General features: G+C 66.2%; 23 protein-coding genes. 12 read left to right on the top strand and 11 right to left on the bottom strand.

What is annotated here, in order from left to right; all coding sequences use genetic code 11:
• Positions 1-138: 138 nt before the first annotated feature.
• From aroC to K3M67_RS15090, 5 genes are all read right to left on the bottom strand, one after another.
• Positions 139-1,221: a chorismate synthase gene (aroC, locus tag K3M67_RS15110; protein ID WP_066864998.1), complete on the bottom strand. Its 1,083-nt coding sequence runs from the start codon at positions 1,219-1,221 to the stop codon at positions 139-141.
• Positions 1,218-1,571 carry a DUF2442 domain-containing protein gene (locus tag K3M67_RS15105; protein WP_066865001.1) on the bottom strand — a complete coding sequence of 118 codons (354 nt, stop codon included), beginning with the start codon at positions 1,569-1,571 and terminating at the stop codon, positions 1,218-1,220. Before K3M67_RS15105 ends, aroC begins: the two co-directional genes overlap by 4 nt.
• 206 nt (positions 1,572-1,777) lie before the next feature.
• Positions 1,778-2,584 carry an enoyl-ACP reductase FabI gene (fabI, locus tag K3M67_RS15100; protein ID WP_285831886.1) on the bottom strand — a complete coding sequence of 269 codons (807 nt, stop codon included), beginning with the start codon at positions 2,582-2,584 and terminating at the stop codon, positions 1,778-1,780.
• Positions 2,581-3,546, bottom strand: coding sequence for a YihY/virulence factor BrkB family protein (locus tag K3M67_RS15095; RefSeq protein WP_198163024.1), 966 nt, complete (start codon positions 3,544-3,546; stop codon positions 2,581-2,583). The genes fabI and K3M67_RS15095 overlap by 4 nt, the downstream gene beginning before the upstream one ends.
• A gap of 14 nt (positions 3,547-3,560) precedes the next feature.
• Positions 3,561-4,490, bottom strand: a complete 930-nt coding sequence (locus K3M67_RS15090; RefSeq protein ID WP_066865007.1) for a DnaJ C-terminal domain-containing protein — start codon at positions 4,488-4,490, stop codon at positions 3,561-3,563.
• Positions 4,491-4,586: 96 nt separating this feature from the next.
• On the opposite strand from K3M67_RS15090, the gene pdxH reads away from it, so the two are divergent.
• Positions 4,587-5,207, top strand: coding sequence for a pyridoxamine 5'-phosphate oxidase (gene pdxH, locus K3M67_RS15085; protein WP_502958884.1), 621 nt, complete (start codon positions 4,587-4,589; stop codon positions 5,205-5,207).
• Positions 5,208-5,398: 191 nt separating this feature from the next.
• Positions 5,399-6,730: a dicarboxylate/amino acid:cation symporter gene (locus K3M67_RS15080; protein ID WP_066865012.1), complete on the top strand. Its 1,332-nt coding sequence runs from the start codon at positions 5,399-5,401 to the stop codon at positions 6,728-6,730.
• 35 nt (positions 6,731-6,765) lie between these two features.
• Here K3M67_RS15080 and K3M67_RS15075 read toward each other — a convergent pair whose 3' ends face one another.
• Positions 6,766-7,650 (bottom strand): bestrophin family protein, encoded by an 885-nt coding sequence (locus tag K3M67_RS15075; protein ID WP_066865014.1) that lies wholly within the window; start codon positions 7,648-7,650, stop codon positions 6,766-6,768.
• A 139-nt stretch (positions 7,651-7,789) separates the two neighbouring features.
• On the opposite strand from K3M67_RS15075, the gene K3M67_RS15070 reads away from it, so the two are divergent.
• Positions 7,790-9,103 (top strand): dicarboxylate/amino acid:cation symporter, encoded by a 1,314-nt coding sequence (locus K3M67_RS15070; RefSeq protein ID WP_066865343.1) that lies wholly within the window; start codon positions 7,790-7,792, stop codon positions 9,101-9,103.
• Entirely contained in the window at positions 9,100-9,696 is a 597-nt protein-coding gene (locus K3M67_RS15065; protein WP_285831884.1) for a Pr6Pr family membrane protein, read from the top strand. The genes K3M67_RS15070 and K3M67_RS15065 overlap by 4 nt, the downstream gene beginning before the upstream one ends.
• Here K3M67_RS15065 and K3M67_RS15060 read toward each other — a convergent pair.
• From K3M67_RS15060 to K3M67_RS15040, 5 genes are all read right to left on the bottom strand, one after another.
• Positions 9,693-9,875, bottom strand: coding sequence for a hypothetical protein (locus K3M67_RS15060; protein ID WP_066865020.1), 183 nt, complete (start codon positions 9,873-9,875; stop codon positions 9,693-9,695). The two genes, K3M67_RS15065 and K3M67_RS15060, sit on opposite strands and share 4 nt — an antisense overlap.
• Before the next feature lie 5 nt (positions 9,876-9,880).
• Positions 9,881-11,170 carry an adenylosuccinate synthase gene (locus K3M67_RS15055; protein ID WP_066865022.1) on the bottom strand — a complete coding sequence of 430 codons (1,290 nt, stop codon included), beginning with the start codon at positions 11,168-11,170 and terminating at the stop codon, positions 9,881-9,883.
• Positions 11,171-11,305: 135 nt separating this feature from the next.
• Positions 11,306-12,442: an ATP phosphoribosyltransferase regulatory subunit gene (locus tag K3M67_RS15050; RefSeq protein WP_285832951.1), complete on the bottom strand. Its 1,137-nt coding sequence runs from the start codon at positions 12,440-12,442 to the stop codon at positions 11,306-11,308.
• 97 nt (positions 12,443-12,539) lie between these two features.
• A complete protein-coding gene (gene serA / locus K3M67_RS15045) occupies positions 12,540-14,120 on the bottom strand; it encodes a phosphoglycerate dehydrogenase (RefSeq protein ID WP_066865025.1) in 1,581 nt (526 codons plus the stop codon).
• Between the two features lie 127 nt (positions 14,121-14,247).
• Complete coding sequence (locus K3M67_RS15040) at positions 14,248-15,408, bottom strand: phosphoserine transaminase (RefSeq protein WP_066865028.1); 1,161 nt, start codon at positions 15,406-15,408, stop codon at positions 14,248-14,250.
• Positions 15,409-15,569: 161 nt separating this feature from the next.
• Here K3M67_RS15040 and K3M67_RS15035 point away from each other — a divergent pair, with 161 nt between their 5' ends.
• The 8 genes from K3M67_RS15035 to K3M67_RS15000 all read left to right on the top strand — a co-directional run bounded on the left by K3M67_RS15035 (position 15,570) and on the right by K3M67_RS15000 (position 23,143).
• Complete coding sequence (locus K3M67_RS15035; protein ID WP_066865031.1) at positions 15,570-16,250, top strand: extensin family protein; 681 nt, start codon at positions 15,570-15,572, stop codon at positions 16,248-16,250.
• Between the two features lie 69 nt (positions 16,251-16,319).
• On the top strand, positions 16,320-17,207 hold the full coding sequence (locus K3M67_RS15030) for an LOG family protein (RefSeq protein ID WP_066865035.1): 888 nt from the start codon (positions 16,320-16,322) through the stop codon (positions 17,205-17,207).
• Between the two features lie 172 nt (positions 17,208-17,379).
• Positions 17,380-18,045, top strand: coding sequence for a pyrimidine 5'-nucleotidase (locus K3M67_RS15025; RefSeq protein WP_285831883.1), 666 nt, complete (start codon positions 17,380-17,382; stop codon positions 18,043-18,045).
• Between the two features lie 3 nt (positions 18,046-18,048).
• Positions 18,049-18,888, top strand: a complete 840-nt coding sequence (gene dapD, locus K3M67_RS15020) for a 2,3,4,5-tetrahydropyridine-2,6-dicarboxylate N-succinyltransferase (protein ID WP_066865041.1) — start codon at positions 18,049-18,051, stop codon at positions 18,886-18,888.
• 229 nt (positions 18,889-19,117) lie between these two features.
• A complete protein-coding gene (locus K3M67_RS15015; protein ID WP_285831882.1) occupies positions 19,118-20,347 on the top strand; it encodes a CDP-glycerol glycerophosphotransferase family protein in 1,230 nt (409 codons plus the stop codon).
• Entirely contained in the window at positions 20,340-21,482 is a 1,143-nt protein-coding gene (locus K3M67_RS15010; RefSeq protein ID WP_285831881.1) for a glycosyltransferase family 4 protein, read from the top strand. Before K3M67_RS15015 ends, K3M67_RS15010 begins: the two co-directional genes overlap by 8 nt.
• Position 21,483: 1 nt before the next feature.
• Positions 21,484-22,473, top strand: coding sequence for a sulfotransferase (locus K3M67_RS15005; RefSeq protein ID WP_157102662.1), 990 nt, complete (start codon positions 21,484-21,486; stop codon positions 22,471-22,473).
• The gene (locus tag K3M67_RS15000; RefSeq protein ID WP_066865349.1) at positions 22,445-23,143 is read left to right on the top strand and encodes a winged helix-turn-helix domain-containing protein; all 699 of its coding nucleotides are present in this window, start codon (positions 22,445-22,447) and stop codon (positions 23,141-23,143) included. Before K3M67_RS15005 ends, K3M67_RS15000 begins: the two co-directional genes overlap by 29 nt.
• Positions 23,144-23,147: the final 4 nt, after the last annotated feature.

The raw sequence follows: 23,147 nt of genomic DNA, 5'->3' as shown, positions 1-23,147 counted from the left end.
AAAAACGCTGCGACGCGTGGTGACGCTCCCCAGGCTTACGCTCTGCCGCTCGCCCTCCCGCGGGCGATGGATGTCATCCTATCGTAACAGGGCCGAGTCGTCTCGTTCTTTCGCATCCTGCCGCATCGGTTCGGCGCGTCATTCACCGCATTGGGCGCGGTGGAGCAGCTTCTGATCGGCCAGCACAAGGGCCATCATCGCCTCCACCACCGGCACGCCCCGGATGCCGACACAGGGGTCGTGCCGCCCCCTGGTGATGATGTCAGACGCCTCGCCTTCCCGCGTGACGGTTTCGACCGGGATCAGGATCGAACTGGTCGGCTTGAAGGCGACGCGGACCTTGACCGGCTGGCCGGTGGAAATGCCCCCGGCGATGCCGCCGGCATGATTGGCGAGGAAGACGGGGCCGGCATCGGGCTGTTCGAGATTGGGCCGCATCGGATCGGCATTCTGTTCGCCGCGCAGGCGCGCCGCCGCAAAGCCGTCACCGATCTCGACGCCTTTGACGGCATTGATGCTCATCATCGCGCTCGCCAGTTCGCTGTCCAGCTTGGCATAGAGCGGCGCGCCCCAGCCCGCCGGCACGCCGGAGGCGACACATTCCACCACCGCGCCGAGCGACGAACCGTCCAGCCGTGCATCGTCGACCAGCTTTTCCCAGCGCTTCGCGGCCTCCGCGTCGGGGCAGAAAAACGGGTTCTGCGCGATCTGCGCCGGATCGAAATTGGCATAGTCGATCGCGTCGCCGCCGATTTCGCTGACATAGGCGAAGATGTCGACTTCGGCGATGACCGCGCGGGCGACAGCGCCCGCCGCGACCCGGCTGGCGGTTTCGCGCGCCGAGGAGCGCCCGCCGCCGCGATAGTCGCGAAAGCCATATTTGGCGTCATAGGCATAGTCGGCATGGCCGGGGCGGTAAGCCTTGGCCACCTCAGAATAATCCTTCGACCGCTGGTCGGTATTCTCGATCATCAGGCTGATCGGCGTACCCGTGGTCCTGCCCTCGAACACGCCGGAGAGGATGCGGACCTCGTCCGCCTCACGCCGCTGGGTCGTGAACTTGGAGGTGCCGGGCTTGCGCAGGTCGAGCCAGGGCTGGATGTCGGCCTCGCTCAACTCCAGCCCTGGCGGGCAGCCATCCACCACGGCGCCGATCGCCGGGCCATGGCTCTCACCCCAGGTGGTGAAGCGAAAGACGCGACCAAAACTGTTGAAACTCATTCTGCTGCTTCACTATCCCAATCGGAGCCGAAACGCTGCGCCATGTAACGCAGACTGCCGAAACGGCCGGCAAGCAGCCCTTCCACCGTCAGGTCGGCATCCAGTTCTTCCCAATGCAGACCGAATCCGGCACCTGCAATCTCGACCTTTTCCAGTCGGTCCGCGCTCGCCCGCTCCAGCCCCTGCGCCAAGGTGGCCGGGAAGGAAAATGTGGCGCCGCTCACCAGATCGATCATGATCCGCCCGCTGCTCCGGTCATAGCGCACAGCGCGGGCGCGCGGCTTGATCGCAAGATCATGCTCGCCGCGCCTGACGGCCTCTTCAAACTGTTCCTGGGTCAACTCACCCATGGATGCCGCGCCACCTTCCGAGCAGATAGTCCCGCTTTTCTCGCACAATATCGAGAGCCCGTCGACTCTCCCGCCGATCGGCCCCGACGATCCGCACCACCTCCGCCTCGCCGTCCACGAACACATGGACGTGCTGGGGGGAGATGGTCGTCCGTGTAGATCATGACGCGAAGGCTGCCTTCGCGCAGGACCGTCGGCATGTGTCCTTACTTGTCCAGCGCGATGTCAGGCGCGTCCTCGGCCTTCATCCCGATGACATTGTAGCCGGCATCGACATGGTGGATTTCACCGGTGACGCCGCTGGCCAGATCGGACAGCAGGTAGAGGCCCGCGCCGCCGACATCCTCGATCGTCACGTTGCGGCGCAGCGGCGAGTTCAGTTCGTTCCACTTGAGGATATAGCGGAAGTCGCCAATGCCGCTGGCGGCCAGTGTCTTGATCGGGCCGGCGGAAATGGCGTTGACGCGGATATTTTCAGGACCGAGGTCCATCGCCAGATATTTGACGCTGGTTTCCAGCGCTGCCTTGGCCACGCCCATCACATTATAATGGGGAATGACCTTTTCCGCGCCATAATAGCTGAGCGTCAGGATGCTGCCGCCATTGGGCATGAGTGCGCGGGCGCGCTTGGTGACGGCGACGAAGCTGTAGGCCGACACATTCATGGTCAGCAGGAAATTTTCGAGGCTGGTGTCGACATAGAGGCCGCGCAGCTCATTCTTGTCGGAGAAGCCGATCGCGTGGACCACGAAGTCGAGGCCACCCCAGCGGCTTTCGATCTCGCCAAAGGCCGCGTCCAGCTTGTCCATGTCGGTGACGTCGCAGTCGATAAGGAAATCGGAGCCAACCTGTTCGGCCAACGGCTTCACCCGCTTCGCCAGCGCATCGCCCTGATAGGAAAATGCCAGTTCCGCACCCTGTTCATGCAGGGCCTTCGCGATGCCCCAGGCCAGCGACTTGTCGTTCGCCAGGCCCATGATGAGGCCGCGCTTTCCTGCCATCAAGCCGTTCATATCGTCGTTCCGTTCCCTTGGGTCGCCGACGCCTCGTCCAGTTCCTCTTCGGGAAATTCCGCCAGCGCCGCATTCAATTCCGCGCCAATTACCACGCCAAGCCCGACGAGAAAGAAAAAAATGAGCGTGATCATCACGCCCGCCAGACTGCCATAGGTGCGACCATAGCCGCCCAGCAGCGACAGGGTGGGCGGCAGCAGCATGGTCGTGCCGAACCACCAGAGCGATGTCGCCACCGCGCCGGGCCATTTGGGGAAGCGCCGATCCTTGTAGGCGGTCGGCGTCAGCGCCACGAACAGCGACCAGAGCGCCACGCAGGTGATCCCCATCGGCACCAGCCGGGCCGACGCGACCCAGGCGATCGCCGTATCGGCCCAAGGCAGTATCTGGTTGAGAAACTGGTCGATGCCGGTGATCGCGACCTGGAGCGAAAAGGCGAACATCACGGCGAAGACGCTGGCGAGCGTGATGCCGATCGCGCCGAGCCGATAGTGCCAGAAGGATTTGGTGCTGCGGGTGCCATAGGCGCGCCGCAATATGTCACGGATCGTCTCGATCAGGCTGCCGACGGTCCACAGGCCGACGAGCCCGCCGATCCAGAGCAGGGGACCGGTCCGGGCGTTGAGGACGTCGCTGATCGGTTGCCGCACGACATCGGCCACGCCGCGCGGCACCGTGGTCAGAAAGGCGTTGACGGCCGCCACGCCGTCCTCCGTGCGGCCGAAGATGCTGGCCACCGCCGCCGCGACGATGAAGAAGGGGAACAGCGTCATCAGCGACAGATAGGCAAGGTTGCCCGCGTGGATGAAGCCGTCGCTATAGGCGCCGACGGCCACCCGCTTGACCACTTCGAACAGATGAGACCCCGGCCGGACGCGGTTCATGTGCCGATGGAAATGCGCCCGCGCCTGTTCCGCCATCTTGCGGCGGGCTTCGGGCGAATAGGGCGATGGCATCGGCATCCGCGCCTAACGCGTCAGACGCCCAGATGGGCGCGCACGGCGCGCTGGTCCTGCCAGCTTTCCACCAGCGCCCGGATCGCCGGATCGTCGGCGGGCACGTCGATCTGGAGCGTGACCAGCTGGTCGCCGCGATTGCCGTCCTTGCCGGTGAAGCCCCTGCCGCGCAGCCGCAGCGTCTTGCCGGAGGTCGCGCCAACCGGCACGCCCAGCATCACCGGGCCATCGACCGTCGGTACCTTGACCTTCCCGCCCTTCACCGCCTCCCCCAGGGTGATGGGCAGGTCGAGCAGCACATTGTCGCCGTCGCGGGTGAAAAAGGGGTGCGGCTTCACATCGACGGTGACGATCGCATCGCCCGCGCCGCCCGGCCCGGCCTGCCCCTTGCCCGACAGGCGCATCTGCGTGCCGCTCTCGACTCCAGCGGGCAGCTTGAGGTCGATGGTCTTGCCGTCCTGCAGCGTGATACGCTGCGGCGCCAGCGTCGCCGCGTCGACGAACTGCACCGCCAGGCGATAATTGACGTTAGCGCCCTTCTGCGGCGGCGCCTGCCGGCCGAAACCGCCAAAGCCTCCGCCACCGCCGGCCCGCCGGCCCGCGCCGCCGAACAGCCCTTCGAATATGTCGCCGAAATCCGCGCCGCCCGCATCGAAACCGCCACCCTGCTGGCCGCGAAAGCCGCCGCCAGCGCCAGCGCCCCCGCTAAAGCCGAAGGGCGCGGTCGGATTGCCGTCGCCATCGATCTCGCCACGGTCGAAGCGCGCGCGCTTGTCCTTGTCCGACAGCAGGTCATAGGCGTTGGTGACGGCCGAGAATTTCTCGGCCGCCTTGGGATTGTCCTTGTTCCGGTCGGGGTGCAGCTCCTTGGCCAGCTTGCGGTAAGCGGACTTGATCTCCGCCTCGCTGGCGTTGCGGGCTATGCCCAGGGTGGAATAAGGATCAGCCATTCTCTCTACCTGTTGCACAAAAGCATCACTTGTGGACTATGTGGACGATACGCGGCCGACATTCAAGAAGGGGATGGCGCGGCTGTCCATACCGGCTTGCCCGTATCGACACGCCGGGGACAGACCCGTAAAGACCGACACATGAACGATCCCTTCGCCCTTTTCGACGATTGGTACGCGCAGGCGCGCCAGTCCGAGCCCAACGACAGCAACGCGATGGCTCTGGCTACCGCGGACGCGCGCGGGCGGCCGTCGGTGCGCATGGTGCTGCTCAAGGGCCATGGCCCCGACGGCTTCATCTTCTACACCAATTTCGAGGGGCGCAAGGCCGGCGAGTTGCTGGAAAACCCCCATGCCGCGCTGCTCTTCCACTGGAAGTCGCTGCGGCGGCAGATCCGCGTCGAGGGGCCGGTCGGCCCGGTCGACGACGCCACCGCCGACGCCTATTTCGCCACCCGCAGCCGCGACAGCCAGCTGGGCGCCTGGGCGTCCGACCAATCCCGCCCGCTGCCCGATCGCCAGACCTTCATGGACCGTTTCGAGGCGGTCAGCGCCCGGTTCGATGGCGGTCCGGTCCCGCGCCCGCCGCACTGGTCGGGCTTTTGCGTGACGCCCGAGCGGATCGAATATTGGCAGGATCGCGAACATCGGCTGCATGAGCGCCGCCTGTTCGAACGCACTGCCGACGGCTGGCGCGAAGGGCTGCTCTATCCCTGAACCTGATCCAGACATTTGCCGTTAACACCGGGACGGAGCGAAAAGCGGGGGGCGGAAAGACCGCACTGCTTCGTCTTCTCCCATGCGACTGGACGCGCGCCGATTGCGGGCTTCCCAAGCGCCTGTTAGGTGTCGGCCTGACAGATGTACAATATGCGGGGGCGCGTGCAGACGCGACCTAGAGGGATTTGATGCGAAACAGACTGACGGCCTTCATCCTCATCGGCATGGTCCTGGGGGTGTTCACGGGCTTCGTGGCCAATCTCTGGGTCGGCGGCGACGAAACGCTGGCGAAGGATGTGGCGGGCTATTTCCACTTGCTGGCCGACATCTTCCTGCATCTGATCAAGATGATCATTGCGCCGCTGGTCTTTTCCACGCTGGTCGCGGGCATCGCCCATATGGGCGACAGCGCGGCGCTGGGGCGGATCGGCGGGCGGGCACTGGCCTGGTTCATCATCGCCAGCCTGATCTCGCTGACGCTGGGCCTGATCTTCGTCAATTTCTTCGCGCCGGGCGACGGCCTCAACCTCGTCCGTTCCGGCGGAGAGTCGGGCGTCAATACCGAGGCGCTCAACTTCCGCGACTTCATTCTGCACGTCTTCCCCACCTCGATGGTGGGCGCGATGGCGGAAAATTCGATCCTCCAGATCGTCGTCTTCTCGCTGTTCGTCGGCGTCGCGCTGACCGCCATAGGCGACAAGGGCAAGCCGATCGTGACGGTGATCGAGGCGATGGTCGAACTGATGCTGCAGGTGACGGGCTATGTCATGCGCGTCGCGCCCTTCGCGGTGTTCGGCGCCCTCGCCTCGTCGGTGACGGTCCAGGGGCTGGGGGTACTCAAGACCTATGGCGAGCTGGTGGGCGAATTCTATATCGCGCTGATCTGCCTGTGGGTGCTGCTGGTCGCGGCCGGTTCCATCTTCCTGGGCAAACGGATGGTGACGCTGATCCGCTATGTCCGCGAGCCGCTGCTGATCGCCTTCTCGACCGCCTCGTCCGAGGCCGCCTATCCCAAGATGCTGGAACAGCTCGACCGGTTCGGCGTGCCGCGGCGCATCTACAGCTTCGTGCTGCCGCTGGGCTACAGCTTCAACCTGGACGGGTCGATGATGTACGCGACCTTCGCGACCATCTTCATCGCCCAGGCCTATGGCATCGACCTGCCGATCGCGACGCAGATCACCATCCTGCTGGTGCTGATGGTGACCAGCAAGGGCATCGCCGCCGTACCGCGCGCATCGCTGGTCGTAGTCGCAGCGACGCTCGGCCAGTTCGACCTGCCGGTCGAAGGCGTGGCCTTCATCCTCGCCGTCGACCATTTCATGGACATGGGCCGCACCGCCACCAACGTTCTGGGCAACGCCATCGCCACCTCCGTCATCACCAAGTGGGAAGGGATGCTGGAGGTCGAGGAGCCGATCGACGTGCCCCATCCCAAGGCGCCCGCCCACACGCCCTCCCATGGTCGCGCGGGACTGGAGCTGGCCTCCGACATGGTGGACGACGACCGGAAGGGGTGACACTCCTGCCCCGGTTCGGACGGCCTATAGGCTGATTACCACAACACTCCGCGCACGGGCTTCACCGGCTCGGGCGCGGGGTCGCCGATCGACTGGAGCAGGTCGATCTCGATCGTCCGGCACATGGCGGTCAGCGGCACGTCATGCACGCTGTTGTCGAAGGGATCGGTGAGGTCGTCGCCGATCCGCAGCACCGCCAGGAACATCAGCCCCGCCACCGTCGATCCCAGCGGCGTCGCGAAACCCAGCGACTCGACAAGCCCGATGGGCAGCAGGATGCAGAACATGTGGGTGAAGACGGTCGGCAGAAAGCGGTATTGAAAAGGCAGCGGCGTGTTCTTCAGCCGCTCCATGCCACCCTGCGCATTGGCGATGTCGACCAGCACCGCCTCCATCTGCGTCTGCTGGATGGTGTCGAGCCAGCCTTCGCGCCGGGCGATGTCGATCCGGCGCCCGGTGCTGTCGAGCAGCCCGTTGGCGGGATTGGCGCGGGCCAGCGCCTTGCCCCTGTCCTCCTCGCGCAGGAAGAGCGTGACCTCCTCGCCGATCGGCTGGCGGCGGAGCTGGCAGCGCAGCGCGTTCACATAGGCGATCTGGCGCTTGACGATCTCGCGCTTCAGGTCGCGCGCCTCCGGGTCCGGCAGAAAGTTGCGGGTGGCGCGCGACAGGCTGCGCGAGGCGTTGATCATCGCGCCCCACAGCACCCGCCCCTCCCACCAGCGCTGATAGGCGCTGTTCGACCGGAAACCCAGGAACAATGCCAGCGCCGACCCGAAGATGGTGAGCGGCAATTCGGGCGCTTTGAAGGGCAGGACATAATAAGTGATCGTGACGGCGCAGTCCCAGACGAACAGTACCGTCAGCGGCTTCCACACTTCGGCCGCGATCCGGCGGATGCTGGGAACGGGATCGACGATCATGCAGGTCTCCGATGAATGGACCGCCCCAACGCGAGAGGCGCGCAAAGGCTCCCTTGATGCTATAGCGAAACGATCGGCGCGGCCATGTGCAACTGGCGGCGTCCTGGCTCGTTGAGCCATGGTTGAGCGGGAGAAGGTCATGACCGGCGTCGCGCCCGAAATCGAAGCGAAGAAGTCGGGCCTGTCGCTGCAATGGCAGATGCTGGTCGGCTTCCTCGTGGGGCTGCTCCTTGGCCTGGCCGTTTATGTGACCGCCCCGGATGCGCGATGGGTCGACGCCATCACCACCTATGTGACCGGCCCGGTCGGCCAGCTTTTCCTGCGCCTGCTCTTCATGCTGGTCATTCCGCTGCTCGTGTCGGCGCTGATCGTCGGCATCGCCGAGATGGGCGAACTGCGATCCCTGCGGCGCGTGGGGATCCGCACGCTCGTCTACACGCTGATCGTGTCGGGCATCGCGGTGGCGCTGAGCCTCACCCTCGTCAACCTGCTCCAGCCGGGGGTGGGGATCGACCCGGCGCAGGCGCGCGCGATGCTGGCCGAGGCAGGACCGGGCGCCCAGGCCATATTGGATCGCGGCGGCGACACGCCCACCGGGATGCAGGCGCTGATCGCCATCGTGCCCGACAATGTCGTCAGTGCGATGGCCGACAACGACATATTGGCGGTAATGGTCTTCGCTCTGTTCTTCGGCATCGGCCTGCTGCTGGTCCAGACCGATCGGTCCAGGCTGCTGCTGACCGCCATGGAGGGGATGTTCGAAGTGACGATGCGCCTGATCGGCATCGTCATCCGCCTGGCCCCGGTCGCCATCGCCTGCTTCATGTTCAACCTGGCGGCGCAGTTCGGCTGGGACTTGCTGATCCGCCTGTCCGCCTATGTCGGCGTCGTGCTGCTGGCGCTGGCGATCCAGATGTTCGGCGTCTTCTCGCTCCTGCTGCTGGTCTTCGCGCGCCGATCGCCGCTGCGCTTCTTCGCGGCGGTGCAGGAGGCGACGGTGATGGCCTTCGCCACCGCTTCGTCCAACGCCACCCTGCCCACGGCGCTTCGCGTGGCGGAGGACAATCTCCATCTGCCCCGTCGCATCGCGCGCTTCGTGCTCACCATCGGCGCCACCGCCAACCAGAATGGCACGGCGATGTTCGAAGGGATCACGGTGATCTTCCTGGCGCAATTTTTCGGCATCGACCTCAGCCTGACGCAGCAACTGATGGTGATGCTGGTCTGCATCCTGGGCGGGGTCGGCACGGCCGGGGTTCCGGCCGGATCGCTACCGGTCGTGGCCATGATCCTGGGTATGGTCGGCATCCCGCCCGCCGGCATCGGCCTGGTGCTGGGCGTCGACCGCTTCCTCGACATGTGTCGCACGTCGCTCAACGTGACCGGCGACCTGGTGGCCGCCACCGTGATCTCGGCGGGCGAAGAGGATGGACGGGAGACGGCGCGGGCATGATGGCGCGGTTCGGGGCGGCGCTGGTCGCGCTGGCGGCCGTGGCGGGGCTGGGGGTCCAGTTCCAGGCGACCTTTGCCCAGATCGGGTCGGTGGCCGGGACGCTGTGGATATTGTTGCGTTTCTTCACGGTGCTGACCAATGTCGCGGTCGCGATGACCTTCACCGCCATCGCGTTCGACCGCAGGGTCGCGCCCCGGTTGCTCGGCGGCGTCCTGCTGGCGATATTTCTGGTGGGCGTGATCTATGGCCTGCTGCTGCGCGGGCTTCTGTCGTTGAGCGGCGGCGCGCTGCTGGCCGATATGCTGCTGCACAAGGTGACGCCGCTGCTCGCGCCGCTCTGGTGGCTGACATGCGCCCGCAAGGGGATGCTGGGCTGGCGCGATCCCTGGATCTGGGCGCTCTTTCCCGCCGCCTATCTGCCCTACGCCCTGCTCCGCGGGGCGATGGAAGGACGATATGCCTATCCCTTCCTCGACGTGACGAAGCTCGGCATCGGGCAGGTCGCGCTCAATGCCCTGCTGATCGCCGCCGGATTCCTGCTCGCCGGCCATGCGCTGGTCTGGATCGACCAGCGCATGGGGCATCGGCGTTAGCGCAATTTCGCGATCGACAGCCCGTCCTGCTTGGCACGGGTCTTGACCGATTCCTCGCTGCGGGTGAGCGCCTTGGCGATGGCCTTGAGCGCCATGCCCTTCTTTGCCAGCGTGTGCAGCTTCTGGATCTCGTCCTGGGTCCAGGGCTGCTTGTGGCGCTCGAAACGCTCTCCCGCCATGGCGATCAGTCCGCGAACGGATCGCGGACGAGGATGGTATCGTCGCGCTCGGGGCTGGTGGAGACGAGCGTGACCGGGCAACCGATCAGCTCCTCGATACGACGGATATATTTGATCGCCTGCGCCGGAAGATCGGCCCAGCTGCGCGCGCCGGCGGTGGTGTCCTGCCAGCCTTCGATATCCTCGTAGATCGGCTCCGCCTTCGCCTGGTCCTGCGCATGGGCGGGCAGATAGTCGAACCTCTGGTCGCCGATCTGGTAGCCGACGCAGATTTTGAGCATGTCGAACCCGTCCAGCACGTCCAACTTGGTCAGCGCGATGCCGGTGACGCCCGACACGGCGACCGACTGGCGCACCAGCACGGCGTCGAACCAGCCGCAGCGACGCTTGCGGCCGGTGACGGTGCCGAATTCATGACCCCGCTCGCCCAGCCGCTGGCCGACGTCATTTTCCTGTTCGGTCGGGAACGGGCCGGAGCCGACGCGGGTGGTGTAGGCCTTGACGATGCCCAGTACGAAACCGGCGCCATTGGGACCAAGGCCAGTGCCGCTCGCCGCCGTGCCCGCCACCGTGTTGGACGAGGTGACGAAGGGATAGGTGCCATGATCGATGTCGAGCAGCGTGCCCTGCGCGCCCTCGAACAGGATGCGCTTGCCGTCCGCCTTCGCCTTGTTGAGCGTCAGCCAGACCGGCTTGACGAAAGGCAGGATGAAGTCGGCAATCTCCGTCAGTTCGGCGATCAGCGCGGCGCGATCGATCGGCGCCTCGCCGAACCCGGCGCGCAGCGCGTCATGATGCGCGGTCAGCCGGTCGATCTGCGGGCCAAGGTCGTCGAGATGGGCGAGGTCGCAGACGCGGATGGCGCGGCGGCCGACCTTGTCCTCATAGGCCGGACCGATGCCGCGACGAGTGGTGCCGATCTTGCCGGCGCCGCTCGCATCCTCGCGCAGGCCATCGAGGTCGCGGTGGAAGGGCAGGATCAACGGGCAGGTTTCGGCGATCTGGAGATTGCCGGGATTGATCTCGACCCCCTGTCCCTTGAGCTTGGCGACCTCATCGCGGAAGTGCCAGGGATCAAGCACCACGCCATTGCCGATCACGCTGAGCGTGCCACGCACGATGCCCGAAGGGAGCAGCGAGAGCTTGTAGACCTTCTCGCCCACGACCAGCGTGTGGCCGGCATTATGGCCGCCCTGGAAACGGGCGACGACATCGGCGCGCTCCGACAGCCAGTCGACGATCTTGCCCTTGCCTTCGTCGCCCCACTGGGCGCCGATCACGGTCACATTTGCCACAGATACAGTCCTCCGCCCGCCGCGCGGACCGGCCATGTCCTTCGACGGGACTCGACATGCCGGTGGGATCAAATGGGCGCGCACTGCGCCCTGTTGCGGGCCGCGCGTTAGCCGCGCTGCCCCGGTGAAGTCAAGTCAATAGGCGCGCGGTTCCCCGCCGTCCAGCCAATGCGAACAACGCTGGGCCGTACCATTTTCATCGCCGGACAACGCTGCTACGGTGTGCCAGCCTTCGGCCCGCAGTTCCGCCGCGCGCGTGGCGTCATGACCCAGCGGCAGGAACAGCCGCCGGGGACTTTCACCGCCGAAGCCCGCGTCGATCAGCGGATCGGGATAGAGGGAAAAGCCCATGGCCGGCTCGTCCGCGCGGTCGGCGCGGGCGATGGCGTAGCTGCCTCCGCGGCCGATCTCGCCGATGAAGCCTTCGGCGAAGATGGAGAAGCCAAACCAGTTCTGGAACTCGAAACCATGGCGTTCGGTCGGATCAAGGGTCAGGGTGATGTCCCAGCCGATCGGTTTGGCGATGGCGCGCAGACCGGCGATGCGGCTGTCGATCGCGCCGCCCAGCTCTGCGCTGAACGCCTCCAGCCGCTCCATCGCGGCATGAAATGGTCCGGTCGCCTCGATCAGCGGCAGATAGGCGGCCGCCGCCGGGCTGATCGCCACCAGCGCGCCCGCATCCTTCGCATCCAGTCCGGCGCGGACCGCCTCGATCTCCTGCCCGGCAAGCGGCAGCGGACCGGCGGCCAGCGCGTCGATCAAGTCGGGCAGGGTGAAATCGATGGTGATGCCGGCGACCCCGGCGGCGGTCAGCGCCTCGATCGCGATGTTGACGATCTCCACCGCCGCGGCGGTGCTGTCGCTGCCGATCAGTTCGGCGCCAAGCTGCATCTTCTCGCGCTCAGGGCGCAACTGGCTCGCCTTCTGGCGGATGACCGGGCCGGCGTAGGAGAGACGCAGCGGGCGCGGCACACTCGCCAGGCGGGTGGCGGCGATGCGGCCGACCTGTGCGGTCATGTCCGGGCGGAAGGCGAGGCTGCGCTGCGACACCGGATCGACGGCACGGACCAGATCCTGCGCGCGCATGGATTTGAGGCGCTGGGTCAGCGTATCCTCGAACTCCGCCAGCGGCGGCATGACCCGTTCATAGCCATGAGTCGCGAACGTATCGAGCACGCGGCGCGCCAGCCGGGCGGAGGCTTCGGCCTGCGGCGGCAGGCGGTCGGACAGGCCTTCGGGAAGAAGGCCGGGCGGGATCATGGCGCTTGTCATGGTCATGGGCTGGCCCTTTAGCGAATTATGCGATTTTGGCCAGTCCCTCTACTCTCGGGTCCGGGCATTCGGCGATGCCCGGACCCGAGGGTCGAAATCAGGCGAAGCGCAGCAGCTTGACCTGCTTCACCCCGGTGAGGTTGCAGATTTCCCAGCGCAGCGGCTCGGTGACGGTACCGTCGACCGACAGCAGCAGCACGGCTTCGCCGCCCTGGTCGCGACGGCCAAGGTGGAAGGTGCCGATATTGACTTCCGCCTCGCCCAGCTTGCTACCCAGGCGACCGATAAAGCCGGGCGCGTCCTGGTTGACGATGTAGAGCATGGTGCCGTCGAGATCGGCTTCGACCTTGATGCCGAACAGCTCGACCAGACGCGGCTGGGCATGGCCGAACAGCGTGCCGGCCACCGACTTGTCGCCATTCGCCGTCGTGACGGTGACGCGCACCAGGGTCTGGTAATCGCCCTCGCGGTCGTGACGGACTTCGCGCACGTCCAGACCGCGCTCCTTCGCCAGGAAGGGCGCGTTGACCATGTTCACCGTGTCCGAATAGACTCGCATCAGGCCGGCGAGCACCGCAGCGGTGATCGGCTTCTGGTTGAGTTCGGCGGCATGGCCCTCCACCTCGACCGCGACGCCGGTGATGGCATCGCCTTCGAGCTGGCCGACCAGGCTGCCCAGCTTCTCCGCGATCGCCATATAGGGCTTGAGCTTCGGGGCTTCCTCGGCCGACAGGCTGGGGACGTTCAGCGCATTGGTGATGCCGCCGTCGAGCAGATAGTCGCTCAGCTGTTCGGCGACCTGGAGCGCGACATTGACCTGCGCTTCATCGGTCGATGCGCCCAGATGCGGGGTGCAGATGAAGTTCGGCGTGCCGAACAGCGGCGATTCCTTCGCCGGCTCGGTGGCGAACACGTCGAGCGCGGCGCCCGCGACATGGCCCGAATCCAGCGCCTCCTTCAGCGCCGCCTCGTCGATCAGGCCGCCACGCGCGCAGTTGATGATCCGCACGCCCTTCTTGGTCTTGGCGAGATTGTCCTTCGACAGGATGTTGCGGGTCTGGTCGGTCAGCGGCGTGTGCAGCGTGATGAAGTCGGCCTTGGCCAGCAGCGTGTCGAGATCGGCCTTTTCCACGCCCATCTCGATCGCGCGTTCCGGGGTCAGGAAGGGATCGAAGGCGACGACCTTCATCTTCAGGCCCAGCGCGCGGCTGGCGACGATCGAGCCGATATTGCCCGCGCCGATCAGGCCGAGCACCTTGCCGGTGACTTCCACGCCCATGAAACCGTTCTTGGGCCACAGGCCCGCCTGCGTCTGCGCGTTCGCCTCGGGCAGCTGGCGAGCCAGCGCGAACATCAGCGCGATGGCATGTTCCGCGGTGGTGATCGAGTTGCCGAACGGCGTGTTCATGACGATCACGCCCTTGGCCGAAGCGGCCGGGATATCGACATTGTCGACGCCGATGCCGGCGCGGCCGATGACCTTCAGATTGGTCGCGGCCTCCAGAATCTCCTTGGTGACCTTGGTCGAGCTGCGGATGGCGAGACCGTCATACTGGCCGATGATCGCCTTCAGCTCTTCGGGGGTCTTGCCGGTGATTTCATCGACTTCCACGCCGCGTTCACGGAAAATCGCGGCGGCGCGGGGGTCCATCTTGTCGCTGATAAGTACCTTGGGCATGACGAATTGCCTTTCTGTGCAATTCGTCATCCTGACGAAAGTCAGGATCTCAGGCGGCGAAGTCGTACCAAGAGGCCTGAGATCCCAGCTTTCGCTGGGATGACGGGAATATAAGGGAAGAGGTTAGTTAAGCAGCCTTGGTCTGGGCATAGGCCCAGTCGAGCCAGGGACCGAGCGCCTCGATATCGGCAGTTTCGACGGTCGCGCCGCACCAGATGCGCAGGCCCGCCGGGGCGTCGCGATAGCCCGCGACGTCATAGGCGGCGCCTTCCTTTTCGAGGAGCGCGGCGAAGGCCTTGATAAAGGCTTCGTCCGCACCCTCGACGGTCAGGCAGACGCTCGTGGTCGAGCGCGACGCCGCGTCGGCGGCGAGATGGCCGAGCCAGTCGCGTTCCTCGACGATCTTGTTCAGCGCTGCCGCATTGGCGTTGCTGCGCGCGATCAGGCCATTGAGGCCGCCCAGCGACTTGCCCCATTCGAGCGCGAAGATCGCGTCCTCGACAGCGAGCATCGAGGGGGTGTTGATCGTCTCGCCCTTGAACACGCCTTCGGCGAGCTTGCCCTTCGCCATCAGGCGGAAGACCTTGGGCAGCGGCCAGGCCGGGGTGTGGGTTTCGAGGCGTTCCACGGCGCGGGGGCCAAGGATCAGCACGCCATGGCCGCCCTCGCCGCCCAGCACCTTCTGCCAGGAGAAGGTGGCGACGTCGATCTTGGTCCAGTCGATCTCGTAAGCGAAGACCGCGCTGGTCGCGTCGGCGAAGGTCAGGCCTTCACGATCGGCCGGAATCCAGTCGGCGTTCGGCACGCGCACGCCCGAGGTGGTGCCGTTCCAGGTGAAAAGCACGTCGTTCGAGAAATCGACGGTGCCAAGGTCCGGCAGCTGGCCATAGTCGGCGCGGATGACGGTGGGGTCGAGCTTCAGCTGCTTGGCGGCGTCCGTCACCCAGCCTTCGCCGAAGCTTTCCCAGGCGAGCGTGGTGACGGGGCGGGCGCCCAGCATCGTCCACATCGCCATTTCGAAGGCGCCGGTGTCGGACCCGGGCACGATGCCGATGCGGTGGGTGTCGGGCAGGTTCAGCAGTTCGCGCATCAGGTCGATGCAATAAGCGAGGCGGGTCTTGCCGATCTTGGCGCGGTGCGAGCGGCCGAGCGAGTCCGTGCTCAGCTTGGCGGCGTCCCAGCCCGGAGGCTTGGCGCAGGGACCGGAAGAGAAGAAGGGGCGGGCCGGACGGCTGGCAGGCTTTGCGACAGGCGCAAGGGTGGCGTCAACGGCAGTCAGATCAGTCATGTAATGCGTCTCCTTACAGAGAGCACGCGCGGCGTTGGGACCGCGTGGCCCGTCGGCCGCACTAGAGAGATAGGGGAAAGAGTCAAGGCGAATGTCGAAATGCGACGAATCGTTGGTGTCGTTAACCCCCCGCTGCCTTTCCAGTGGTAAAGACCCGATTCATGGAAAGGCGGGCGAAGGGCAACCTGCGCGGCGCGGCCCTGGCCGTGCTGCTGTCAGGCACGATGGCATTGGCGGGATGCGGCGGCGACCTGGTGCCGCGCGGCAAGGTGACTCGCGCATCGAATCCAGTCCGCGCGCCAGCCCAGCCGGCGCTGGAAACGCGGCAATGCCTTGCGAAACTGCAATCCCAGGCGGTGGCCTTCACACCCCTGCCCGACCGGAATTTCGGCGGCGGGTGCAGCGCGATCGGCAGCGTCAAGCTGATCGACATCGGCGTCCCTGCCACCGGCCTCGGCGCTATGACCTGCACGCTCGCCGCCAATTTCGCGGCCTGGGCGCGTTATGGCGTGCAGCCGGCCGCACGCCTGGTACTGGGCGCGGAAATCCAGAAGATCGAGACGTTCGGCACCTATAATTGCCGGCCGATCGCGGGCAGCGGCCGATTGAGCGAACATGCACACAGCAACGCGATCGACGTGTCCGCCTTCGTCCTGGCCGACGGACGCCGGATCAGCGTGCAGAAGGACTGGAATGGCGACAAGCAGACGCGCCAGTTTCTGAGCCTGATCCACGCCAGCGCCTGCAAGCGTTTCAACACCGTCCTCAGCCCCGACTATAACGCCGCCCATCATGACCATTTCCATTTCGACATGGGGGGCAAAGGGGGATTTTGCCGCTAGCGACGACCTGCCCGCATTTGCCGCGATCCGGTCTTGGTTTTGTCGTTCCCGCGCACTAAGTCGGTGCAAATGACGAAAAAAGAAATCGAAGAACGGAAATTCCGTCCGGCCCGCGAAGAGGCCGATGATGCCCGCAAACATCTGACCGGCACCCCGCAGACGCAGAGCGCGGCCTACAAGCTCGCCTTTCAGGATACGGAATTCCTGCTGCGCGAGGATCTGCGCCCCATCCGCTTCCAGCTCGAACTGCTCAAACCCCAGTTGCTGATGGACGAGGCGAAGATCGAGTCGACCTTCGTCTTCTACGGCTCCGCCCGCATCCCGCAGCCCGAAGAAGTGCAGGCGCGGATCGACGCGGCGACCACGCCGCAACAGCGGCGCATCGCCGAAAATCTCGGCCGCAAGGCGATCTATTATGACGAAGCGCGCAAGCTGGCACGCATCGCCGCCCAATATCCGGTGAATGACGCGGGATGTCGCCACTTCGTCGTCTGCTCGGGCGGCGGCCCCTCGATCATGGAGGCAGCCAATCGCGGCGCGATCGATGTCGGCCAGACGACGATCGGCATGAACATCGTCCTGCCGCATGAACAGGCGCCCAACCGCTTCGTGACGCCGGAGCTGAGCTTCCAGTTCCACTATTTCGCGCTGCGCAAGATGCACTTCCTGCTGCGCGCCCGCGCGCTGGCGGTGTTCCCCGGCGGGTTCGGCACGTTCGACGAGATGTTCGAGCTGCTGACCCTGATCCAGACCGGCAAGATGAAGCCGATCCCGATCCTGCTGTTCGGCCGGGAATTCTGGAATCGGGTGGTCGATTTCGAGGCGCTGGCCGACGAAGGCGTGATCGCGCCGTCGGACCTCAACCTCCTTACCTGGGTCGAAACCGCCGAGGACGCCTGGGCGGCGGTGCAGGCCTTCTATCAGGACAGCGAAACGCCGGGCTGCGGCACAGCATAGCCCACAATCCCTGCCATTCCCGCGGAGGCGGGAATCCATCTCCCGACGTTGCAACCGGACGAGAGGTCTGGAGATGGATCCCCGCCTCCGCGGGGACGACGTTGAGGATTAGGACAACTCGAATAGCCCTCCGCCCCTTGCCCTTGCCCCCGCGCGGGATTAGGGCGCGGCCATGCGCGCGGATATGGCCCATATCGACAGCTGGATCTTCGATCTGGACAATACGCTCTACCCGGCGAAGACGGACCTGTTCGGCCTGATCGACGTGAAGATGGGCGAGTTCATCCAGGGGCTGCTGGGATGCGACCCGGTGGTCGCGCGCCAGACGCAGAAACGCTATTTCCTGGAACATGGCACGACCCTGTCGGGGCTGATGCACCATCATGGCGTCGAGCCGCGCGAATTTCTGGACTATGTCCATGACATATCCATGGACCGTCTCGAAATAGACGGCGAACTGAACCGCTGCATCGCGGCGCTGCCAGGCCGACGCCTGATCTTCACCAATGGCGATGCCGCCTATGCGGCGCGCGTGCTGGACAGGCTGGGGCTTAGCGGCACGTTCGAGCTGATCCACGACATCCACGCCTGCCAATATGTGCCCAAGCCCGACCCGTCGGGCTATGCCGAGCTGTGCCGGGTTCACGACGTCGATCCGACTCGTGCCGCCTTCTTCGAGGATATGGCCCGCAACTTGGCACCCGCCAAGGCGATCGGCATGACCACCATCTGGGTCAATAATGGCTCGGAAGCGGGGGATCATGGCCATCATCCCGATTTCATCGATTTCGAAACCGACCATCTGACGCCATTCCTGGCCGACATCATTGGGGACTGAACCATGAGCCAAGATCTGATCGCCACCATCGACGCCGCCTGGGAGGACCGGGCCAATGTCAGCCTTTCGACCCAGGGCGAGGTCCGCCAGGCGGTGGACAAGGCGCTGGCCCTGCTCGACAAGGGAGAACTGCGCGTCGCCGAGCCGACCGCGGAAGGCTGGCAGGTCAACCAGTGGGCGAAGAAGGCGGTGCTGCTGTCCTTCCGCCTCAATGACAATGTCATGATCGACAATGGTCCGGGTGCGGGCCATTGGTGGGACAAGGTGCCGAGCAAGTTCGCCGGCTGGGACGAGGCCGCCTTCCGCGCCGCCGGTTTCCGCGCCGTGCCGGGCAGCTTCGCCCGCGCAGGCAGTCATATCGCCAGGAACGTCATCCTGATGCCGAGCTTCGTCAATATCGGCGCCTTCGTCGACGAAGGCACGATGGTCGACACCTGGGTGACGGTCGGCAGCTGCGCCCAGATCGGCAAGAATGTCCATCTGTCGGGCGGCGTCGGCATCGGCGGCGTGCTGGAACCGCTTCAGGCCGACCCTGTCATCATCGAGGATGACTGCTTCATCGGCGCCCGTTCCGAAGTCGTCGAAGGCGTGCGTATCGGCAAGGGTTCGGTGCTGTCGATGGGCGTGTTCATCGGCATGTCGACCAAGATCGTGGACCGCGCCACCGGCGAAGTGTTCATCGGCGAAGTGCCGCCCTATTCGGTGGTCGTCCCCGGCTCCCTGCCCGGCAAGCCGCTGCCCGACGGCACGCCCGGCCCCAGCCTCTATTGCGCGGTGATCGTCAAGCGCGTCGACGCGCAGACGCGTTCCAAGACCGGCATCAACGAACTGCTGCGCGACTGATCGCCGCCCACTTTCCTCCGTCATCCCCGCAAAGCCAGGGATGACGGGGCGAGAGTGATCCGGGGCACGCACCCGGCCTTTTCAAGGGGCACGATCGCTTCATTGCGCCAGCCCGCCCCTGTTTGACATCTTTGTTGCACGCACCTTGCGCGCTGACGCATAGTGAAATTCCGCCGCGATAAATACGCGGCATGTCCTCCGTTCGGGTCTGCACCAACGGAGAATCATCATGGGACGCCCCTGGCTCATCCACGGCGAAGCCGCGCTCCTGGCCCGGCCGCAGCGCCTCTGCTTCTTCTTCAACGCCCAGATTCACCAGCTGCTGCACGCATTGCCGATCGCGATCGAGCTGTCGCGCGATCCCGCCTTTGCCGTGGACCTGATGGCCGTCACCGACGACCATCTGACGCTCGCGCGGGACATAGCCGCGGCGCGCGGGGCGGGACCGATCCGCTTCCTGCGCTGCGGCGGGCGCTGGCTGGAGGCGCTGGCCCGGCTGGCCGGCGTTACGACCCCGCCCAAGCTGCCGGCATTGCTGGCCGCGCGCAACTGGCTCGCCGGCTATGACGCGATCGTGGTGCCGGAACGCACCTCGCTCCTCCTCAAGCGGCTGGGCCTGGGCAATACCCGCTTCATCCATACCTGCCACGGCGCGGGCGACCGGGCCGTCGGCTATGACCGGCGCATCGCCCGGTTCGATTTCGTGCTGCTCGCCGGCGACAAGCAACGGCGACGGATGCTGGACGAAGGGCTGATCCGCGAGGGTCATTATGCCGTCGCCGGCTATTCCAAGTTCGACCTGACGCAGGGCGCGCGGCGACAACGACTCTTCCCCAACGCCCGGCCGGTGGTCCTCTACAATCCCCACTTCTCGCCCGGCCTGTCTTCCTGGTCGAGCATGGGCGAACAAGTGATCGGCCGTTTCGCGCAGGATGACCGGTTCAACCTGATCGTCGCGCCCCATATCCGCCTGTTCGACAAGCGCCGCAAACGGGCCGAAATGGAGACGCGGCTGGCGCCCTTCGCCGCACTGCCCCATATCCATGTCGACCTTGGCAGCCGGGCGAGCGTGGACATGAGCTATGTCCACATGGCGGACCTCTATCTCGGCGACGTCAGCAGCCAGGTCTATGAATATCTGGCGCGCCCGCGCCCCTGCCTGTTCCTGAACGGTCACGCCGCCGCCTGGCACGACGATCCGAGCTACGGGCATTGGCGCTATGGCCCGGTGCTGGAGAGCGCAGCCCATATCGTCGACGAGGCGGAGGCGGCCATCGCCAGCCACGCTGCCTATCAGGCGGCCCAGCGCCAGGGCGTCGCCCGCACGTTCGACCATGGCGCCCAGCCGGCCTCGACCCGCGCCGCCCGTGCGCTCGCCGCCTATCTCCACCGGAGCCGGCCCGTCGCCGTGCGGCCGATGCCCTCCCTGACCCGACTGGACCCCCTGCCCCATGCCTGACGCTCCGTCCGATCTCTGGCTCGTCGCCCGCGTCTATGAACCCGACGAGGGCGGGGTGCAGACCTATGCCCGCGAAGTCGGCCGCGCCTATGCCGCGCAGGGACGGCGCGTAACCCTCTTCGCCAAGTCCTCGGCCGGGCCGCGCCGGGTGCAGGAGGGCGGCGTGACCCTGATCGATGTCGGCGCGGCAGCCACGCTGATCGTCTACTGGCGGCTGTTTCACGCGATGCTGAGCGCCTGGATGGCAGGCGACCGGCCGGACATGATCCACGCCTGCACCTGGCGCGCGGCGCTGCCCGCCCTGCTCTTTCCCCGGCCGCTGCTCGTGACCATCCATGGCCGCGAGGTCGGGCGGCCGCACGGGCTGGCATTCGTGCTGCTGCGCCTGACATTGGCGCGGGCGCAGCGGATCATCGCGGTCAGCGACGTGACCCGCACCCTTCTGCTCGATCGCCTGCCCCATCTCGACGCGCGCGCCGTCACGGCGTGGAACGGCGTGGTGATGCCCGCCCTGCGCGCGCCCACCCCCTTCGCCCAGGGCGAGGGCAGCCCCCGCCTGCTCACCGTCTGCCGCCTCGTCGCGCGCAAGAATGTGCCCGCCGCCGTCCGCGCCGTCATTCCCTGCGCGCGCCGCGACGAAGGGCTGCGCCACGTCATCGTCGGGCGCGGCATCGATGGCGTGCGCGTGCGCGAAGTCATCCGCGAGGCCGACCTGGCCGACCGGATCGTCATGGCGGGCTATGTGACCGACGCGGAACTGGCGCACCACCATGCCCAGGCCGACATCTTCCTCCATCCCCAGATCGCTCTGGAGGACGGCGCGGAAATCGAGGGCTTCGGCCTGTCCATCGCCGACGCCATGGCGCACGGCATGGTGTGCGTCGTCGGACAGGATGGCGGCCCGGCCGAACTGGTCCGCGACGGCGTGACCGGCTTCATCGTCGATGGTCGTTCGATCGATTCGATCCGCAGCGCGCTCGACCTGCTGGTGCGCGATCCCGCCCTGTGCCGGCGCATCGGCGACCGGGCCCGCGCCTGGGCGCAGGCCAACCTGTCCTGGGACCGGCACTGCCGGCTCTGCCTGTCGGACGAGGATAGTGCCCTCCTTCCCTCCATTCTGCCGCAGGCCGCCTGACATGGGGGCGATCGTCCATATCGGCTATCACAAGACCGGCACGACCTGGTTCCAGGAGATTTTCTACCCCGCCGTCCGCAACCGCCGCTACCTGGCCCGCGCCACCGCGCGCGCGGCCTTGCTGGCACCGGGGGCGCTGCATTTCGACCCGGCGCAGGCCCGCCGCATCCTGGGCGCCGACCGGGACCGGGCATTGTTGTGCGAGGAAAATCTGACCGGCGGCCTGCATAATGGCGGGCTGGCGGGCAACCTGTCCAAGGATATCGCCTATCGGCTGCACGCGACTCTGCCCGACGCGGATATCGTCATTTTCGTGCGCGATCCCGTTTCCGCCATCGCCGCGGCGTGGCTGCAATATGTGAAAGGCGGCGGCACGTTCGGGCTCGAACGCTATCTGTTCGGGCGCGACCGGCTCAGCCCGGTGGCCCCCGAACGCGACGAGGCGCCCGGTTTTCGTCTCGACCATTTCGACTATCACCGGCTGATCGGCCTGTATGACATGCTGTTCGGGCCCGATCGGGTCCATGTCTTCCGCTACGAGGATTTCCGCGCCGATCCGCGCGGCTTCGCGTCCGCCTTCGCGGCGCGTTTCGGGCTGGAGGTGGACCTGTCACAGATCGATTTCGATGCCCGCAATCCCTCGCTCAGCCGGCCCCTGCTGTGGATGGCGCGGGCGATGAACCTGTTCACCCGCCGCGCGGTGGCCGACAAGAGCTGGTTCATCCACATTCCCGGCTGGTATCGCCTCAGCCGCCGCCTGCTGCGGCGATTGAACGGGTCGGGCCGTTGCGGCCGTCCGCTGCGCACCGCCGATCTGATGGATCACCGGCTGTCCGCATGGTTGCGCGCCCATTACGCACGGGCCGAAGCCCTGCTCGCGACCCGCCTGCGCTGGCAGGACCAGGCCGACCGTTCAGGGACGGTTGTCCGCTGGCGGCAGCGTCATTCGGACGATGATCGCCATGCACAAACGCCTGCTCATCGTCGATGACGATGCCCCGCTGACGGCCCGGTTGGCCGACCTGTTCGCCCGGTACGGCTTCGCCACCGATGACGCCGCCAGCCCCGGCATGATGCGCGCGCTGCTGGGGCGGACGGACTATGCGCTGGTCGTGCTGGACCCGCTGATCCAGGCCGACAATGGCGGCGGGCTGCTGCGCGAGCTGGTGGTGGACCATCGCCTGCCGGTGATCCTCCATTCGGCCGCCTGCACCGAAGCGACCCGGATCGCCGCTCTGGAAATGGGGGCCGAGGATTGCCTCAGCAAACCGGCCAATCCCCGCGAATTGCTGGCGCGCATCAGGACAGCCCTGCGCGGCGCGGCGCAGGTCGGCGCCAGCCCGGCGAGCGCCGTCCGCTTCGCGGGCTGGCGGGTCGATCTGCAGACCGGCCAGCTGTTCGATCCGGCCGGCACCGCGATCTTGCTGTCGGAGGGCGAATTTCAGCTGCTGCGGGTGTTCATCGAGCATCCGCGCCAGGTGCTGGACCGGTCGCAACTGCTCGACCAGGTGCATGGCAAGACCAGCGACCATTATGACCGGTCGATCGACGTCCAGCTCTGCCGCCTGCGCCGCAAGCTGGCCGCTTCAGGCCTCAAGGGGCCGGTGATCCGCACCATCCGCAACGAAGGCTACATGTTCGTCCACGCGGTGAGCCACTGACGCC

This window comes from Sphingobium sp. V4 (assembly GCF_029590555.1).
GTDB lineage: Bacteria > Pseudomonadota > Alphaproteobacteria > Sphingomonadales > Sphingomonadaceae > Sphingobium.
This window is presented reverse-complemented; position numbering and strand designations above follow the sequence as displayed.

Bases quoted from the DNA above. Each gene is read 5' to 3' on its own strand.
- aroC (WP_066864998.1), bottom strand. From the start codon at position 1,221: ATGAGTTTCAACAGTTTTGGTCGCGTCTTTCGCTTCACCACCTGGGGT.
- K3M67_RS15105 (WP_066865001.1), bottom strand. From the start codon at position 1,571: ATGGGTGAGTTGACCCAGGAACAGTTTGAAGAGGCCGTCAGGCGCGGC.
- fabI (WP_285831886.1), bottom strand. From the start codon at position 2,584: ATGAACGGCTTGATGGCAGGAAAGCGCGGCCTCATCATGGGCCTGGCG.
- K3M67_RS15095 (WP_198163024.1), bottom strand. From the start codon at position 3,546: ATGCCGATGCCATCGCCCTATTCGCCCGAAGCCCGCCGCAAGATGGCG.
- K3M67_RS15090 (WP_066865007.1), bottom strand. From the start codon at position 4,490: ATGGCTGATCCTTATTCCACCCTGGGCATAGCCCGCAACGCCAGCGAG.
- K3M67_RS15080 (WP_066865012.1), top strand. From the start codon at position 5,399: ATGCGAAACAGACTGACGGCCTTCATCCTCATCGGCATGGTCCTGGGG.
- K3M67_RS15075 (WP_066865014.1), bottom strand. From the start codon at position 7,650: ATGATCGTCGATCCCGTTCCCAGCATCCGCCGGATCGCGGCCGAAGTG.
- K3M67_RS15070 (WP_066865343.1), top strand. From the start codon at position 7,790: ATGACCGGCGTCGCGCCCGAAATCGAAGCGAAGAAGTCGGGCCTGTCG.
- K3M67_RS15065 (WP_285831884.1), top strand. From the start codon at position 9,100: ATGATGGCGCGGTTCGGGGCGGCGCTGGTCGCGCTGGCGGCCGTGGCG.
- K3M67_RS15060 (WP_066865020.1), bottom strand. From the start codon at position 9,875: ATGGCGGGAGAGCGTTTCGAGCGCCACAAGCAGCCCTGGACCCAGGAC.
- K3M67_RS15050 (WP_285832951.1), bottom strand. From the start codon at position 12,442: ATGACAAGCGCCATGATCCCGCCCGGCCTTCTTCCCGAAGGCCTGTCC.
- serA (WP_066865025.1), bottom strand. From the start codon at position 14,120: ATGCCCAAGGTACTTATCAGCGACAAGATGGACCCCCGCGCCGCCGCG.
- K3M67_RS15040 (WP_066865028.1), bottom strand. From the start codon at position 15,408: ATGACTGATCTGACTGCCGTTGACGCCACCCTTGCGCCTGTCGCAAAG.
- K3M67_RS15035 (WP_066865031.1), top strand. From the start codon at position 15,570: ATGGAAAGGCGGGCGAAGGGCAACCTGCGCGGCGCGGCCCTGGCCGTG.
- K3M67_RS15030 (WP_066865035.1), top strand. From the start codon at position 16,320: ATGACGAAAAAAGAAATCGAAGAACGGAAATTCCGTCCGGCCCGCGAA.
- K3M67_RS15025 (WP_285831883.1), top strand. From the start codon at position 17,380: ATGCGCGCGGATATGGCCCATATCGACAGCTGGATCTTCGATCTGGAC.
- dapD (WP_066865041.1), top strand. From the start codon at position 18,049: ATGAGCCAAGATCTGATCGCCACCATCGACGCCGCCTGGGAGGACCGG.
- K3M67_RS15015 (WP_285831882.1), top strand. From the start codon at position 19,118: ATGGGACGCCCCTGGCTCATCCACGGCGAAGCCGCGCTCCTGGCCCGG.
- K3M67_RS15010 (WP_285831881.1), top strand. From the start codon at position 20,340: ATGCCTGACGCTCCGTCCGATCTCTGGCTCGTCGCCCGCGTCTATGAA.
- K3M67_RS15005 (WP_157102662.1), top strand. From the start codon at position 21,484: ATGGGGGCGATCGTCCATATCGGCTATCACAAGACCGGCACGACCTGG.
- K3M67_RS15000 (WP_066865349.1), top strand. From the start codon at position 22,445: ATGCACAAACGCCTGCTCATCGTCGATGACGATGCCCCGCTGACGGCC.